Origin of the sequence: Streptomyces sp. 147326 (genome assembly GCF_045000215.1) — a bacterium.
In the GTDB taxonomy this organism is placed as follows: Bacteria; Actinomycetota; Actinomycetes; order Streptomycetales; family Streptomycetaceae; genus Streptomyces.
On the sequence record NZ_CP134201.1, the window covers coordinates 4,756,904 to 4,772,031 of the forward strand.

11 protein-coding genes, 5 tRNA genes and 4 pseudogenes are annotated in these 15,128 nt (G+C 70.3%); 12 read left to right on the plus strand and 8 right to left on the minus strand.

Features of this window, described 5'->3' with window-relative positions; translation table 11 throughout:
- Positions 1-16: 16 nt before the first annotated feature.
- The 3 genes from RIU97_RS21745 to RIU97_RS21755 form a co-directional block, all read right to left on the minus strand.
- Positions 17-93: transfer RNA gene (locus RIU97_RS21745), tRNA-Phe, on the minus strand.
- 22 nt (positions 94-115) lie between these two features.
- Positions 116-189 (minus strand) — tRNA-Asp (locus RIU97_RS21750).
- 39 nt (positions 190-228) lie between these two features.
- A tRNA-Glu gene (locus tag RIU97_RS21755) sits at positions 229-301 on the minus strand.
- A gap of 104 nt (positions 302-405) precedes the next feature.
- Here RIU97_RS21755 and RIU97_RS21760 point away from each other — a divergent pair.
- Positions 406-677: pseudogene (locus RIU97_RS21760) on the plus strand (metallopeptidase family protein); the annotation flags it as partial.
- Positions 678-693: 16 nt separating this feature from the next.
- On the opposite strand, the gene RIU97_RS21765 reads toward RIU97_RS21760, so the two are convergent.
- The 3 genes and pseudogenes from RIU97_RS21765 to RIU97_RS21775 all read right to left on the minus strand — a co-directional run.
- Positions 694-1,044, minus strand: a complete 351-nt coding sequence (locus RIU97_RS21765) for a metallopeptidase family protein (protein ID WP_266352419.1) — start codon at positions 1,042-1,044, stop codon at positions 694-696.
- 71 nt (positions 1,045-1,115) lie between these two features.
- A pseudogene (locus RIU97_RS21770) lies at positions 1,116-1,361 on the minus strand (Scr1 family TA system antitoxin-like transcriptional regulator); the annotation flags it as partial.
- Positions 1,362-1,431: 70 nt separating this feature from the next.
- Positions 1,432-1,854: pseudogene (locus tag RIU97_RS21775) on the minus strand (major capsid protein); the annotation flags it as partial.
- 833 nt (positions 1,855-2,687) lie between these two features.
- Here RIU97_RS21775 and RIU97_RS21780 point away from each other — a divergent pair.
- From RIU97_RS21780 to RIU97_RS21815, 8 genes and pseudogenes are all read left to right on the plus strand, one after another.
- Positions 2,688-3,395, plus strand: coding sequence for a hypothetical protein (locus RIU97_RS21780; protein ID WP_404959228.1), 708 nt, complete (start codon positions 2,688-2,690; stop codon positions 3,393-3,395).
- Positions 3,396-4,048: 653 nt separating this feature from the next.
- Positions 4,049-4,153: pseudogene (locus RIU97_RS21785) on the plus strand (metallopeptidase family protein); the annotation flags it as partial.
- Positions 4,150-4,656 (plus strand): FluC/FEX family fluoride channel, encoded by a 507-nt coding sequence (locus RIU97_RS21790; protein WP_404959230.1) that lies wholly within the window; start codon positions 4,150-4,152, stop codon positions 4,654-4,656. The pseudogene RIU97_RS21785 and the gene RIU97_RS21790, both read left to right, overlap by 4 nt.
- Positions 4,653-5,027, plus strand: a complete 375-nt coding sequence (locus RIU97_RS21795) for a fluoride efflux transporter FluC (protein ID WP_404959232.1) — start codon at positions 4,653-4,655, stop codon at positions 5,025-5,027. Before RIU97_RS21790 ends, RIU97_RS21795 begins: the two co-directional genes overlap by 4 nt.
- 85 nt (positions 5,028-5,112) lie before the next feature.
- Positions 5,113-5,679 carry a hypothetical protein gene (locus RIU97_RS21800; RefSeq protein ID WP_404959234.1) on the plus strand — a complete coding sequence of 189 codons (567 nt, stop codon included), beginning with the start codon at positions 5,113-5,115 and terminating at the stop codon, positions 5,677-5,679.
- A gap of 296 nt (positions 5,680-5,975) precedes the next feature.
- On the plus strand, positions 5,976-8,366 hold the full coding sequence (locus RIU97_RS21805) for a DEAD/DEAH box helicase (protein ID WP_404959236.1): 2,391 nt from the start codon (positions 5,976-5,978) through the stop codon (positions 8,364-8,366).
- A gap of 218 nt (positions 8,367-8,584) precedes the next feature.
- Positions 8,585-8,657, plus strand: a tRNA-Lys gene (locus RIU97_RS21810).
- A gap of 175 nt (positions 8,658-8,832) precedes the next feature.
- Positions 8,833-9,348: a GNAT family N-acetyltransferase gene (locus RIU97_RS21815; RefSeq protein WP_404959238.1), complete on the plus strand. Its 516-nt coding sequence runs from the start codon at positions 8,833-8,835 to the stop codon at positions 9,346-9,348.
- A gap of 94 nt (positions 9,349-9,442) precedes the next feature.
- Here the strand turns inward: RIU97_RS21815 and RIU97_RS21820 are convergent, their stop codons facing one another.
- Positions 9,443-10,711, minus strand: a complete 1,269-nt coding sequence (locus RIU97_RS21820) for a hypothetical protein (RefSeq protein WP_404959240.1) — start codon at positions 10,709-10,711, stop codon at positions 9,443-9,445.
- Between the two features lie 335 nt (positions 10,712-11,046).
- Here RIU97_RS21820 and RIU97_RS21825 point away from each other — a divergent pair.
- The 3 genes from RIU97_RS21825 (at position 11,047) to RIU97_RS21835 (ending at position 13,828) form a co-directional block, all read left to right on the plus strand.
- Positions 11,047-11,120 (plus strand) — tRNA-Met (locus RIU97_RS21825).
- A gap of 190 nt (positions 11,121-11,310) precedes the next feature.
- Positions 11,311-12,498: a PP2C family protein-serine/threonine phosphatase gene (locus RIU97_RS21830; protein ID WP_404959242.1), complete on the plus strand. Its 1,188-nt coding sequence runs from the start codon at positions 11,311-11,313 to the stop codon at positions 12,496-12,498.
- Between the two features lie 292 nt (positions 12,499-12,790).
- A complete protein-coding gene (locus RIU97_RS21835) occupies positions 12,791-13,828 on the plus strand; it encodes a M23 family metallopeptidase (RefSeq protein WP_404959244.1) in 1,038 nt (345 codons plus the stop codon).
- Here RIU97_RS21835 and RIU97_RS21840 read toward each other — a convergent pair.
- Complete coding sequence (locus tag RIU97_RS21840) at positions 13,737-15,104, minus strand: PrsW family glutamic-type intramembrane protease (protein ID WP_404959246.1); 1,368 nt, start codon at positions 15,102-15,104, stop codon at positions 13,737-13,739. The two genes, RIU97_RS21835 and RIU97_RS21840, sit on opposite strands and share 92 nt — an antisense overlap.
- Positions 15,105-15,128: the final 24 nt, after the last annotated feature.

Genomic DNA, 15,128 nt, shown 5'->3' on the forward strand with positions numbered 1-15,128 from the left:
GACGGGGCCTTCTTGATGGTGGCTGGGGCCGGGGTCGAACCGGCGACCTATCGCTTTTCAGGCGATCGCTCGTACCAACTGAGCTACCCAGCCACGAAACCGTTTCCGGCTTCAGCGATCCTGACGGGACTTGAACCCGCGACCTCCACCTTGACAGGGTGGCGAGCTAACCAACTGCTCCACAGGACCTTGCAGTGTGCGAGACCAAGTCTTGCACACGGTAATGCGTACCCCCAACGGGATTCGAACCCGTGCTACCGCCTTGAAAGGGCGGCGTCCTGGGCCACTAGACGATGAGGGCTAAAGGCCCGCCTGGGCGCTTTCCAGCGCGTCGGGGACGTGAGAAGCATATGGGATCCGGGGAGCTATCGCCAAAACGGTTTCTCCCCCGCAAGCGGGAGGGCCAACGTGGCGGTGTTCGTCGAGGACGAACCGCCCGCCGACGACCCCGAGCTGCGGGGGCTGTACGAGGGGACTCCGCTGACGGACCGCGGCGAGTGGTACGCCGGGGTGCTGCCGGACCGGATCACCCTCTACCGGAACCCCACGCTGCGGATGTGTGAGGACCGGGAGAGCGTGGTCGGGTCGCGGAGACGGAGGTCACCGTGGTGCACGATGTCCCGTCGTACACCTCTTCGGGTGAGGTTTCCCCTGTTCAGGTGAGTCTGACGGCTTGATCGGGCCGCCTCGGGATCAGCCCCAGCCCAGTTCGTGGAGCCGCTCGTCGTCGATGCCGAAGTGGTGGGCGATCTCATGGACCACGGTCACGGCAACCTCGTGAACCACGTCTTCCGGGCTCTCGCACATCCGGAGCGTCGGCCCCATGTAGATCGAGATGCGGTCCGGGAGAACCCCCGCGTACCACTCGCCCCGCTCCGTGAGCGGAGTCCCCTCGTAGAGCCCCAGAAGCTCCGGATCGTCGGCGGGCGGCTCGTCCTCCACGAAGACCGCCACGTTGTCCATCACCCGCGTCAGCTCAGGCGGGATCGAGTCCAGGGCTTCGGCCACCAGCTCTTCGAAGGCGTCTCGCGTCATCTCCAGCACACGGCCATTCTCCGTGACGACCATCACTCCCGAGGGGGTCGGACCCGGAGAGCCCCGTCCGGCTGTCCTGCTCAGACCGCCAGATGGGCCAGCTCAGTGAAGGTCTCGGCGTAGGCGGCAACCTCGCTGGGCTGGGTGAGGGTGAGATAGCCGGAGACCAACTCGACGTTGGCCTGTGCCGCATCGAAGATCCAAAATCCTTCCGCCGGCATCCGGGACCGATCGGTCCGTGTGGGCACCACGCCCAGGCTCACGCGGGGCAGCGCGCCGACCGTGAGGAGATGGCAGAGCCGTTCCTCCTGAACCTCCGCCCCGCCGGTCACCGAGCCGGCGGAACCCTGACGCGATCTTGGCCCGGATGCCGGCGTTCATGTAGAGCGCGCCGTGGGCACCGTTGATGCCGCGGACGCGTGCGGCCAGCGTGTCCAACGCATCGAAGAACTCGTAGCCGTTGGCCACCGGTCCGAGCCCCCTGGCATCAGCGACCTGAGTGCCGAAGAGCCGCTTACGCAGACCGTCGAACCCTTTCGGGTGCACCATCACGTCACCGTTGAAGAACTGATCCGAGAAATGAACGGATGCCGCCTCGACCTTCATCATGATCTGAACTGCCCGCTGATCGTTCAGGTTGCCGCGGGTCTGCGCGATGAACTTGTCCACGTCCGCGTCACCACCCAGGATGGCGAGCGTCTCGATCTTCTGGTTGAGGGTCCCGGTGCTCTCCGGGCACGCCTCGTTGACCGCGCTGAAGGAGCCACCCGGGAGGGGGTGGACCCTCGTTGTATCGATAGGCGTTGCCAGCGACTTCATCAGCCCGCAGCGTCAGGGTTCGCGACACCCCGTGCGATCAACTCGCGTCGGGACAACGGGTGATGGTCTGCCACGTTGGCCAGACGGCCACACAGCGCGCACCACGGATGCTTGTAGAGGTAGGCCCTGCGCATGTGCTGCCAACGCGTGTCATAGACAGCGCCACCACGGGACGCACGGTCCGCATTCGCCTCGCGCTCATGCTCGGTGCAGCGTCCGTCGGCTCGGGTCCGAAGACCACGAGGTCGACCTACCAGCGGCTCATTGAAGTAGGTGCGCACAGATCAAGCCATCTGCCGCAGTGCCTACCGGAGAGCTGGGAAATCAGTTAGCTGCAAATCGGGGGAAATGAGACAGCTTGCACTAGGTCAAATCGACGAACCAGCCAAAGGTGTTTTTCAGCGACGCTTAATGTGATTGACCGCCGTTATTACTTGATTGAGGATGCTCCCGGAGCTCCCGCAGGGGCAGCCTAGGGGGTTACGGCATGAGGAATTTCGGAAGATCGATAGCTTTCGGCTTTGTGGGCGTGGTGCTCGCGGTTTTGGGCGTTTCCACCCCAGCAGCCGCAGACGGTCCTCAGGTTGGCACCGCTACCGGCGACACCGGCCTTGACGCCACCGCCGGTCTCAAGGTCGGGCAGCCCGTCATCCACAAGCGCGGTGACGGGGTGAAGCCGCCCGCAGAGCTGGGAAACCCTCTGAATTGGGTGTGGTAAAGATCGAAGTCAGTGCGTCGACGAGTTCTTTTCAGCCGCTGGCAAACAGCTGCCAGAACGTCACTCACGGTATCTCGTGCTACGGATGCGACTCGGGGCCTGCACGAGGAATCGTGTGGGCCCAGAGTTGTGCCGTCCCTGCTTATTTTTCGAATGGATAGGAGAGAGGGATATTAAAGATCTTTCGCGCGCTCGCGCTGCATCCCTGGCGTTGCCGCTAGGAGCCGGCCTGCTGCTTGGGCTGGTAGGTCCTCTTGCTGAAAAGTGGGATAGCCCCGTTGGTGTGGTTGTGGGTGTTATTTTCTCCAGTGGATGGTCATGGGCCTGTTTCGCATTTCTGGTGGGCTATTTTCGGCAATCAAAAATCGAATCAACCATGCTGGCTTCTGTCGGGTTGGCTATCGGTGTAGTCGCTTACTATGTTTCGAAGGATTGGGGTTCTATCAGCCCGGACGGAACGGCGGCCGGCCTCTCAAGTGGAGGAACGTCGTCTAAGATCGAAGCGTGGGCGTTCTTCGCGTTTGCATTTGGGGCACCTCTAGGGTTCTTGGGGAACATGGCACGAGTGCCAGGTGTTGGCGGCCTCTTCTTTCGGCTGCTCATTCCACTCGTGGCCTATTATGAGATGTCTATGCGCTTGGCTAACGAGGCGCGAGGGCTGGATTCGATCATCGTCAATCTCTGGACAGTGATTCGGGTCATTGCGGTTGTGGCTGCGCTTGCTCTGGCGGGTCACACAACCTGGAGTTTTTGGCGCGCTCGGCGCAGTCGTTATTCGAGATCTGAAGAGCGCGATCGCCAAAAAGCTCGTGAGGTGAGCTGATCGGCGAAGCTCGTCGTCGGCTCGGGCGGTGCGGTCCCCGCTCGCTGCCTCACGGGCAACGCTCTCTCCGGGGGCGGGCACTCTGTCCGCCGGATCCCCCGTTGGCAGCCGGACCCCGAGGGCTCGCGGGCGGACGGCCACCCAACGCCCGTACGCCTGCCTGCGGGCACAAGAAAGCCCCGGACGATCACGGGGACCATCCGGGGCTGTGCGCCCGACTGGGGGCGTCTGAGGGCTTACGCGGGCGTCGGCTTGGCGTCGGCCTCAGCGAGCGTTGTGGGGAAGGTCAGGCCCTCGGGGCGTTCCTCCCCGACCCACCAGAAGCGGAAGCGGTCGAAGGACGGGCGGACGCCGGTCTTGCGATCAGCACGTCCGCCAGGCGCTCGCGGAGCATCGTGAGGGCGGCTTCCCAGTCGGGTCGGTTCACGTCGGTGTGGAACCCGGACTTGTCCTCGTCTTGAAGACCTTGATCACTTCCGCGCCCAGGTCCTCGGCCCGGTCCCGGCCCGCCTTCTCCTGGCGGGGGATGGACGTGGACGTGTCCGTGGGATCCGAGATCCGTAGGTACAAGATCGCGCGCAGGATGGCCACGGCGCGCGAGAATGGCTCTCGTGGTGACACACAAACCTCTCCTCACCCCGCTGACCGGCCTAGATCCGAGGTCGGACAAGGTGTCTTACGGGTGTTCCTGCGTGCACGAGATCGCCCACCACTTCGGGATCGACGACGACCGGCTGCACGCGCCGGGGTACGGGTGACCCGGCCGGTCCCCGGGCCCGAGGCGATCGACCCGGACGTCGACCTGCACGTCCCCGCGCAGCGCGGCGAACCGCAGGGCCGGGTGCTCGTGGCGGTGGCGGCGGGCGGGGCCGTCGGGGCCACCGCCCGGTACGGGATCGCGCTGCTGTGGCCGGCGGGGACCGGGGCCTTCCCGTGGGCGACCTTCTGGATCAACACGTCCGGGTGCGCGCTGATCGGCGTACTCATGGTGCTGATCAGCGAGGGCGGCCGGACCGCGCCCCATCCGCTGCTGCGCCCCTTCGCCGGGGTCGGCGTGCTGGGCGGCTTCACCACCTTCTCCACCTACGCGGTGGACGTCTCGCAGCTCCTCGACGAGGGGGCGGCGGGCACCGCGCTGGCCTACGCCGGGCTCACGGTGGTGGCGGCGCTGGGCGCGGTGTGGGCGGCGGCCTCGGTGACCCGGCTCGCGGTCGGGGGCGGGGACGGCGGTGGCCGGCGGCCGCGCCGGGCCGCCCGGTGAACTGGCTGCTCGTGGTGGCGGGCGCGGTCGTCGGGGCGCCGTTGCGCTATCTGACGGACCGTGCGGTCCAGGCGCGCCACGATTCCGTTTTCCCGTGGGGCACCTTCGTGGTCAACGCGGCCGCCTGCCTGCTGCTCGGCTTCCTGACCGGCGCGCTGCTGGCGGGGGCCTCCTCCTCGCGGCTGCAGCTGCTGCTGGGGACCGGGCTGTGCGGGGCGCTGAGCACGTACTCGACGTTCTCGTACGAGACGCTGCGGCTGGCCGAGCGCGGTTGGAGGTTCCTGGCGGCGGCGAACGTGGTGATGTCGGTGCTGGTCGGGCTGGGCGCGGTGCGCCTCGGGTCGCAGGCGGCGGAGCAGCTGTTCGGCTGAGGGCGTGTCCCTTGCGGGTCAAAGGGAGTTGGGCACATTGACCCGCTCATGCGGACTCTCACCCTCAGGCTCCGGAGGTGCCCCCGTGCGCCAGTTGTCCGCTTCCCTCCGACTGGCCGTCACCGCGCTCGCGGTCGCGGCGACGGCCGGCTGCATGAGTGTCGGCGAGGACGCGGCGAAGCCCGGTCCCTCCTCCTCGGCGGACCGCCGGGGCGGCGCCGAGGCGGGTGGGTCCGTCTCCGGGCGGGGCTCCGGGGTGCACGGCAACGGGCACGGCACGAAGGACGGCACGGGCAGCCAGGACGGCAAGCCCAAGGAGGACGGCAAGGCCTCCGGCGCGACCGGGGCCTCGCCCAGCCCGGGCGCGCCGAGCGGCCGGCCGGGCGTTCCCGCGCCGTCGGCGGGGCCGGGCGGCGGAGCGGGCGGACAGGGCCCGCAGGAACCCCCGGCGGGCGGTCCGGGCGGCTCCGCCGGATCGGGTGGCTCCGGGGCCTCCGGCGGCTCTGGCGGATCGGGCGGCTCCGGGGGCGGGCAGCAGCCGGCCAGCCCGACCCCGGAGCCGCCGGCCACGACTCCGCCTGTGACGGAACCCACTCCGGAGCCGCCGAGTCCGCAGCCCGAGCCCACGACCCAGCCGGCGCCGCAGCCGTAGGGCTCGTCGCGGGTTCCGAGGTCTGGAGGGCTGCGCCGGACGGGGCGTCTTCGCAGGTCAGGGGCGTTTCGGTCGCATTGACTTGCCAGACCCCGGGGAGGGTGCGTATGGTTATAGATCGTTTGATCCCATTGCCCGGCGCCGAATCCGAAGAGCGCCGTGTGGCGCGTACTCTCCCTAGCCGTGGCTGACCGCATTGAGGCGGTCGATTTGCGATTCACGGAGTTTGGGCGCGTGCCGAGACTCCGGAAGGTTTCGCATTTCGCATGTCCATTTCCAGTTCTGACCGTTCCGTCATGCCCGAGAACGACTCCAACGAGATCGTCGACGCCGAGGCCCTTGTGGTCACCGAGGCCATCGAGGCCGCAGAGGCCGACGAGATCATCGAGGCCCTTGAGGCCGACGTGACGAACGGTGAGTCCGTCGAGGACTCCATCGACTCCGACACCGACTTCGACGGTGACGACGGCGCCGCCGCCGAGCCCTCGATCACCTTCGGAGACCTCGGTCTGCCCGAGGGCATCGTGCGCAAGCTCGCCCAGAACGGCGTCACCGCCCCCTTCCCGATCCAGGCCGCGACCATCCCGGACGCCCTGGCCGGCAAGGACATCCTCGGCCGTGGCCGCACCGGCTCCGGCAAGACCCTCTCCTTCGGTCTGCCGACCCTGGCCTCCCTGGCCGGCGGTCACACCGAGAAGAAGAAGCCCCGCGCGATCATCCTCACGCCGACCCGTGAGCTCGCGATGCAGGTCGCGGACGCCCTCCAGCCCTACGGCGACGTGCTCGGCCTGAAGATGAAGGTCGTTTGCGGCGGTACCTCCATGAGCAACCAGATCTACGCCCTGGAGCGCGGTGTCGACGTCCTCGTCGCCACCCCGGGCCGTCTGCGCGACATCATCAACCGCGGCGCCTGCTCCCTCGAGAACGTCAAGATCGCCGTCCTCGACGAGGCCGACCAGATGGCCGACCTGGGCTTCCTGCCCGAGGTCACCGAGCTGCTCGACCAGATCCCCGGCGGCGGCCAGCGCATGCTCTTCTCCGCCACCATGGAGAACGAGATCGGCACCCTGGTCAAGCGCTACCTGTCCAACCCCGTCACGCACGAGGTCGACAGCGCCCAGGGCAACGTCACGACCATGACGCACCACGTCCTCGTCGTGAAGCCGAAGGACAAGGCGCCGGTCACGGCCGCCATCGCCGCCCGCAAGGGCCGCACCATCATCTTCGTCCGCACCCAGCTGGGCGCCGACCGCATCGCCGAGCAGCTCGTCGAGGCCGGCGTGAAGGCCGACGCGCTGCACGGCGGCATGACGCAGGGTGCCCGTACCCGCGTCCTCGCCGACTTCAAGGACGGCTACGTCAACGCGCTCGTCGCCACCGACGTCGCCGCCCGCGGCATCCACGTCGACGGCATCGACCTGGTGCTGAACGTGGACCCGGCCGGCGACCACAAGGACTACCTGCACCGCTCGGGCCGTACCGCCCGTGCCGGCAAGTCGGGTGTCGTGGTCTCCCTCGCCCTGCCGCACCAGCGCCGCCAGATCTTCCGCCTGATGGAGGACGCGGGCGTCGACGCCTCGCGTCACATCGTCCAGGGCGCCGGCGCCTTCGAGCCGGAGGTCGCCGAGATCACCGGTGCCCGTTCGCTGACCGAGGTCCAGGCCGACTCCGCGAACAACGCCGCCAAGCAGGCCGAGCGCGAGGTCGCCGAGCTCACCAAGCAGCTGGAGCGCCTGTCGCGCCGTGCCGTCGAGCTCCGCGAGGAGGCCGACCGCCTGGTCGCCCGCTCCGCCCGTGAGCGCGGCGAGGACCCGGAGGCCGCTGTCGCCGAGGTGGCCGAGGCCGCCGAGGCCGAGGTCGCGGCAGCTGCCGCCGCCGCTGCCGCCGAGCTGGCCGCGCAGGAGCGCCGCGAGGAGCAGCGCGCCCAGCGCGACGACCGCGGCAACTTCGAGCGTCGCGACAACCGCGGTGACCGTGGTGGTGACCGCGGTGGCGACCGTGGCGGCTTCCGCCGTGACGACCGCGGCGACCGCGGCGGCCGTCCGTCCGGTGGCTTCAACCGTGACGACCGTGGTGGTGACCGCGGTGGCGACCGTGGCGGCTTCCGCCGTGACGACCGTCCGTCGGGTGGCTTCCGCTCCGGTGGCGACCGTCCGGCCGGTGGTGGCTTCCGTCGTGACGACCGTCCGTCCGGTGGCTTCAACCGTGACGACCGTGGTGGCGACCGTGGCGGCTTCCGTCGTGACGACCGTCCCTCCGGTGGCTTCCGCTCCGGTGGCGACCGTCCGGCCGGTGGTGGCTTCCGTCGTGACGACCGTCCCTCCGGTGGCTTCAACCGCGACGACCGTGGTGGCGACCGCGGCGGCGACCGTGGCGGCTTCCGTCGTGACGACCGTCCCTCCGGTGGCTTCCGCTCCGGTGGCGACCGTCCGGCCACGGGCAACGGCACGTACAACCGTGACGACCGCACCTCCGGTGGCTTCCGCTCCGGTGGTGGCGACCGTCCGTTCAACCGCGACCGTCGTGACGACCGTCCCGCCGGTGGCTTCCGCTCCGGCGGCGCCGGCGACCGTCCCTACGGCCGCCGCGACGACCACCGTCCGTCCGGCTCCGGCTCCGGCTCCGGTTCCACCGGCGGCTTCGGCGGCCGCCGCGACGACAAGCCGCGCTGGAAGCGCAACGGCTGACCGCAGCTGAGCTGAACCCCTGAGAAGGGCCCGTACGACACCCGGTGTCGTACGGGCCCCTTCTCGTTCCGGAGGGGAACTGCTGGAAACTGACGAGCCGTCACGAGCCGTCGGGGGGCCCCGGCCGAAGCCGGTGAACTGACGGCGACAGGCCGGTCGGTCGATACCCGATCGGCTGACCGGCGCGGTCCGGCTATGCTCTGGGGTGAGCACCCGGAGGGCCATTAGCTCAATTGGCAGAGCAGCGGACTTTTAATCCGTTGGTTGTCGGTTCGAGTCCGACATGGCCTACCGCTCACGGGCGGGGGCGAAGCCTCCTGTCCGGCGCCGAGCGCCCCTTCCCGTTCCGACGGGAGGGGGCGCTCGGTCGTTTCCGGTCCCCCGCGCGAACGGACGGCCCGTCATTGCCGGGGGCGGGCCGGAAACCCGGTGAGCCTTCCGGTCGCAGCGGGTAGCGTCGCCGCGCGTGACTCCAGTTCTGCGCACCGGACGCCTGCTCCTCGACCCGTACGTCCCCGAGGACGAGGAAAGCTTCGTGGCCCTCTTCCAGGACACCCGGGTGTCCCGGTGGATGGGGGACGGCCCCGCCACGGAGGCCGAGGACCGGGCCCTGTTCGGGCGGGTCTTCACGAAGGTCTACGCCGAGGACCTCTTCGACGTCTGGGCCGTGCGGCGCGATGGCGAGCTGATCGGGCACGCCGAGATCAAGCGGACCGACGAGGCCGGCGGCCACGAGATCATCTACGCCCTGGCCCCGGGGGCCTGGGGAGCGGGCCTCGGCACCGAGATCGCGGACGCGATCGTCGCGTACGCCTTCGCCGCCCTCGGCCTGACCGAGGTGCACGCCACCGTGGCCGCCGCCAACACGGCCTCCCTGAGCCTGCTGGACCGCATCGGCTTCACGCACGTCCGGGACGTCCGGGAGGACGACGGCTCCACAACCCACGTGCTGACCCGCCGGCGCACGCCCGCCGACGGCTGACCGCCCGGACCCGCAACCGGCCTCCGCCCCGCCACAACGTGAAGCGCCCCGCCCGGTCGGACCGGGCGGAGCGCTGCTGCGTACGGGGTGTGGATCAGGCGGAGAGACCGCGGTGGCGGCGGCCGAGCCAGGCGGCGGCCGCGCCGACCACGATCAGGGCGGCGGCGAGGCCGGCGTACAGGCCGGTGGAGGAGCCGGCGCCGGTGGTGGCGAGGGAGCCGGTGGCCGTGGCCGTGGTCGTGGTCGTAGCGGTGCCCGTGGTCGTCACGTTGGTGTTGCCGGTGGAGGTGGCGACGGCCGGCTGCACCGAGGGGACGGTGGACGGGGCGGTGGACGGCGTGGTCGACGGGGTGTCGGTGGGCACCGTCTCCGCGAACGGGACGAGCGGGAACTTCACGGAGCTCGTCTTGAGCGCGTAGGAGTTGCCCACGGCGTGCCGGACCTCGGCCTCCATCGTGATCGTGGTCTTCTTCGTCAGCTTGGTGTGGTTGCCCAGGCTGACCCGCAGCGGCAGGGTGTGGACGCCGGCGGTGGCGCCGAAGCCCTTGGGGATCTGCGGCAGCTCGTAGCGGCTGTCCTCGGCCTTCAGGTCCTGCCAGCGGCCGTCGAAGAGGGCCTGCACGCGGAAGTCGGCCTCCTGCTCGCCCGGGTGGGACAGGCTCAGGCTGGTCGCGAGGGCGGTGCCGAAGGTGCCGTCGCCGGTGGCCTGGTAGTTCAGGTCCAGGTACGCGCGCTGCTCCTGGCCGTCCTTGCCGGAGCTGATCTGCTTGAACCAGGTCTTCAGCTCGCCCGTCTTGATCTGCGGGTCGACCTTGAAGGTGTGCGAGTCCGCGCCGCCGGGGGCCACGGAGTTGTTGTAGCTGGAGGCGCTGAGGCTGAAGTCCCCGTCGTTGGTCGGGTAGTTCGCGCCGAGGCCGATGGTGACCTTCCAGGTCATCTTGCCGTTGGCGGGGATGTCGAAGCCGCCCTTGTCGCCGCCCGGCTCACCGGCGGCGGGGAAGAAGGTGCCCTGCCACCCGCCGTCCTGCTGACCGATCGAGGACTTGGTCGCCGGGGCGTCCACCGCCTCGACCTTGAAGACGACGTCGTCCTTCTGCAGCCGGCTCGGGCCGTTCGGGTCCACGAGCATCCACGGGTTGTACGTGACGGCCTTGCCGGTCGGGTTCTTCACCGTCAGGTCGAAGGACTCGGTGGCGCCGCCGCGGGTCAGCGGGCCGCTCGGGACGGGAGCACCCATCTCCGTACGCAGCACGGCGTGGTCGTCGGTGGCGGGTGCGGCGGACGCGGCGGTGGCCGAGAACGGCAGCAGAGTGGTGACAACGCCGGCGACGACTGCGATGGCGGCTGCGGTGCGAACGGACATGGTGGACTCCCCCCGGGAATCACAGGGGCATCGGCAGAGGGCCGAGCCGGTTGGTGTGGTGGTCGTCGCCCGGCCGGTTCGTGTTCCCCCTGGCCTTGGCGACAGGTGAATCATCGCCCGCGCCCGATCCCGGAACGATCCCCGAAGTGTCACCGGCGTGCAACAGGGATGATCTTCGTTCGCGGGGTGCTCGTTCCCGACCGCCCGCGGACCGGTCCTGGGTGGGTCTTGGACCGGTTTTGGGGCTTTGACCTGCGATGATGTCGATCTGAGGGCGGGTCGGCCGTTAATTGGCGGAGGGCTCCCCCCGGATGGCGTAGAGTTGTGTTTACCGACGCGGGGTGGAGCAGCTCGGTAGCTCGCTGGGCTCATAACCCAGAGGTCGTAGGTTCAAATCCTGCCCCCGCTACTCAGTACGAAGGCCCGGTTCCCCTTGGGGAGCCGGGCCTTCGTCGTGTTCCCGTCCCGTCCCGCGTCTCACGCGTCGTCACCCGTACGGCCGCCGCCAGGTCGCCGACCGGCCGCCCTTGCCGCCAGCCTTGAGGGGCGAGGCGGCGGGCCCGCATCCGTACGAGGGATCCGGGCGGCAGGAGAGCAGCGTGGCGGGGCTGGGCCGGCAGGGCAACGGTGGGCGCGCGAGCGGTGGCGGGAGCCGTGGCGGGAGTGGTCCGGCCCGGCAGGTGGTCCGGGTGCTGCCGGGTGTGCTGATCGTCCTCGGAATGGTCTTCAACTTCCTGACCCCGCCCAGCTTCACCGGATCCCCCTTCTTCTCCGCGGCCCCGCTGATCGCAGCCCCCCTCTACACGTTCCGTGCCACGGTGCTGACCGGCCTCCTGGCCTCGCTCGCGGTGTTCCTGCTGCAGCTCTACAACGGCACCGGCTGGAAGGCCGAGGCGCTGACCGAGCTGGCCACCGTCGTGACCGTCTCCGGGCTGGCGCTCCTGATCAACCGGGTCGTGCGGCGCAGCGGCGAGCAGCTCGCCTCCGCGCGCGGGATCGCCGAGGCCGCGCAACGGGCGGTGCTGCCGAAGCCCGCCGAACGCATCGGCGGGCTGCACGTCTCCGCCTGGTACGAGGCCGCGCAGGCCGACGCCTTCATCGGCGGGGACCTGTACGCCGTCCAGGACACCCCGTACGGAGTGCGGCTGGCCGTGGGCGACGTACGGGGCAAGGGGCTGGGGGCGGTGGAGGCCGTGGCGGTGGTCCTCGGGGCGTTCCGGGAGGCGGCGGAGACCGAACCCACGCTGGAGGCGCTCGCCGAGCGGCTGGAGCGGGCGCTGGCCCGGGAGGGCACCCGGCGGGACGGCCTGGACGCGGTGGAGGGGTTCACGACGTGCGTGCTCGGGGAGATCCCGGCGGGGGCGGGGGTGCTGCGGCTGCTCAACCGGGGGCATCCGGAGCCCTTGCTGCTGCACGGCAACGGGGAGCTGGCGGTCCTCGCGCCGGCGGAGCCCGCCCTGCCGCTCGGCATGGGGGAGCTGGGCGGCTGGCCGGACCGGGCGGAGGAGTGGCCCTTTCCCGCGGGCACCACCCTGCTGCTCTACACGGACGGGCTGACCGAGGCCCGGGACCGGGCGGGCGACTTCTACGATCCGGCGGCCCGGCTGCGCGGGCGGATCTTCCCCGGGCCGTACGCCCTGCTCAGCGCGCTCAGCACCGATGTGCGCCGGCACACGGGCGGCGGCTCCACGGACGACATGGCGCTGCTCGCGGTGGGCCGGCCGGAGCCGCGGCAGCCGGAGCGGCGGCGGACCGTGCCGGTGGTACGCCGGGGCGACGGCATGTGACACTGCGTGTTCGAAGTGGTGCTCTCTGCAAGGTTATTGACGGAGCGTCATGTTTCGTGTGTGGCCGAAGAGATGGGGTAGTCGCTTGATTTTTGCCCCAATTGATCAGGTTCTGTGGCGAAAAGGCCTGGCCAGAGCCAGCCATTGCGTGTCTGATTGGTGCGAACGATCAAGCGCAACAGCTTGGAATCACTCCCCTGCGTCTATTACCTTTCGATAACGCAGCGCGGTCGTCCCAGCCGTCGACAGAGACGGCGCCCTGCGCGTGCGCGTCAATGAGGAGCGTGCCCCGGTGGCCTCCAACTTGCCTGCCCCTGAAGGCACCGAGATCCAGGAGCCGCCCACCGCGGGCGCCTGGGGCGAGTGGAACCCCACCGAGGACTCGGTCCGTCCGGTCCGCGGCAAGCATCGGGTCGCCAAGCAGCGCGGGGGACTTGCGCGCAGCTCCACCGTGCTCGGCGTCGGTGTCATCGCGGCGGTCGGCGCCGGCGGCATCGCCCACGCGCAGGACCGGCCCCAGGTCGCGATATCCATGCCGTCGATGCCCGATCTGCCCGACCTGCCCGACCTGATGTCCGGCGGCGACTCCCGGCAGTCGGACGGCGGTTCCGTGTCTGCGGCCCAGGCGGCCGCGCGGACGGGGATCATCGCGCAGCAGAGCGACCGCGGCGCGGCCGACGCCGGCGAGGTGCTGCGCAACCGCATCCTCCAGCAGGCCGAGTCCCAGAAGGACGCCGCCGAGGCGAAGGTCCGGGCGGACGCCGAGCGCGCCGCGCAGGAGGCCGCTGCCCAGGAGGCCAAGGACAGGCTGGAGGAGGCCCGCCGGGCGGCCGAGGAGGCGAAGGCCCAGGCCGAGGCGAAGGCCGCGGAAGAGGCCGAGGCCGCGAAGAAGGCCGCCGAGGCCAAGGCCGAGCAGGAACGCGCCAGATCGGCCGGCGGCTACTCCCTGCCGACCTCCGCCTACACCCTCACCTCGCACTACGGGGCCTCGGGCTCCATGTGGTCATCCGGCCACCACACCGGCCTCGACTTCGCCGCCCCGACCGGCACCCCGGCCAAGGCGGTGGCCGCCGGAAAGATCACCTCGGCCGGCTGGTCCGGCGCGTACGGCTACCGGATCGTGCTGCAGCTCGAGGACGGCACGGAGATCTGGTACTGCCACCTCTCCTCGATGTCCGTCACCTCGGGCACGGTCGGCGCCGGCGAGACCATCGGCCGCGTCGGCGCCACCGGTAACGTCACCGGACCTCATCTCCACCTGGAAGTACGCAAGGGCGGCTCGACGATGGACCCGCTGGCGTGGCTGGAGTCCAAGGGCCTGAACGTCTGAGGTCCGGCGCCGCCCGCCGCGGCACGGGTACGGCGGGCAGCGCGGCCTCGGGGGCGGGGACGGCCAAGGGGGCCCGCAAGGGGTCGAACCGCGGCGGAAGCAGCTCCTCCATGACCGCCGCCCGGGCCAGCGCCGGGCCCGCCACCGCACGGCGCAGCCAGAGCCGGTGCAGCAACTCCCGTTCCCGGCCCGCGAAGTCCGGCTCCCACACCGGGCCGCCCCGGCGCGCCCGGTTCCGCAGCAGGGCCAGGGCGGCCGCGTCCGCCTCGTACCGGGCGACCGCGCGTCCGGCGGCACGGCCCCCGCTGCGCCGGGCCAGGGCGCGGGCCAGTGACCGGGCCGGCATCGAAGCCAGCGCCGGCACCTCGGCGGGGCCGATCCAGCCGGCGGCCGCGTACACCGCAAGCTCCCCGGACACGACCCGCAGCCGGCCGCGCCGTATCCACACCGCCAGCCACACGAGCAGCCCGAACGCCGGCACCATCACGAAGGCGTAGACCGTGTAGAAGCCGTGGTCCCCGAACCGCGAGGAGCCGTTCCACAGCGCGTGCATGCCCATGGCCGGCGCCAGGCCGAGCAGCGGCAGACAGATCCTGCGGGAACGGCGCACGCTGAGCGCGGCCGCGCCGAAACCGAGCCCGGTGAGCACCGTGAACAGCGGGTGCGCGAACGGCGACAGCACTATCCGGACGAAGAAGGTCGCCGCCGTCACCGACTCCAGCACGCCGGAGCCCTCGGCGAGGTCCTCACCGTAGGCGTTGCCGAGGTAGAGGATGTTCTCGGTGAAGGCGAAGCCGGTGGCGGTGAATCCGGCCACGACGAATCCGTCGGCGGGACCGGTGAAATGGCGTCTGCGGAACACGAACACCAGGAGCAGGGCAGCGGCCTTGGCGCTCTCCTCCACCACCGGGGCGACGGCCACCGAGCCCAGGTGATCGGCGCCGGAGGGGTCGGCGGTGGCCGCGGCTATCCACTCGGTGGCGAAGTTGTTGGCCAGTATCGCGATCAGCGCCGCGGCGCAGGCACCCCAGCCGAAACAGAACAGCAGCTGCGGCCAGGGCGCGGGCGCGGCCCGGCCGAGCCACCGGAAGGCCGCCATGAGCGGCGGCACCGGTAACAGGGCCAGGCCGAGACCGACCAGGAAGCCGGGGGTGCCGGTCTGCTCCCGCACGAGTTCGAGGATTGCGATGCCGGTGACGGCGAGCAGGGCGAGGAGCACGCACGTGCGGACCGTGCCCGACGGACGTGCGAGCACAGGACGGAGCGCTCGGAACACACCATGACCCTAGCGAGCCGGTCT

Excerpts from the sequence above, each read along its gene's own strand:
- RIU97_RS21805 (WP_404959236.1), top strand. The coding sequence starts at position 5,976 with ATGCCCGAGAACGACTCCAACGAGATCGTCGACGCCGAGGCCCTTGTG.
- RIU97_RS21820 (WP_404959240.1), bottom strand. The coding sequence starts at position 10,711 with ATGTCCGTTCGCACCGCAGCCGCCATCGCAGTCGTCGCCGGCGTTGTC.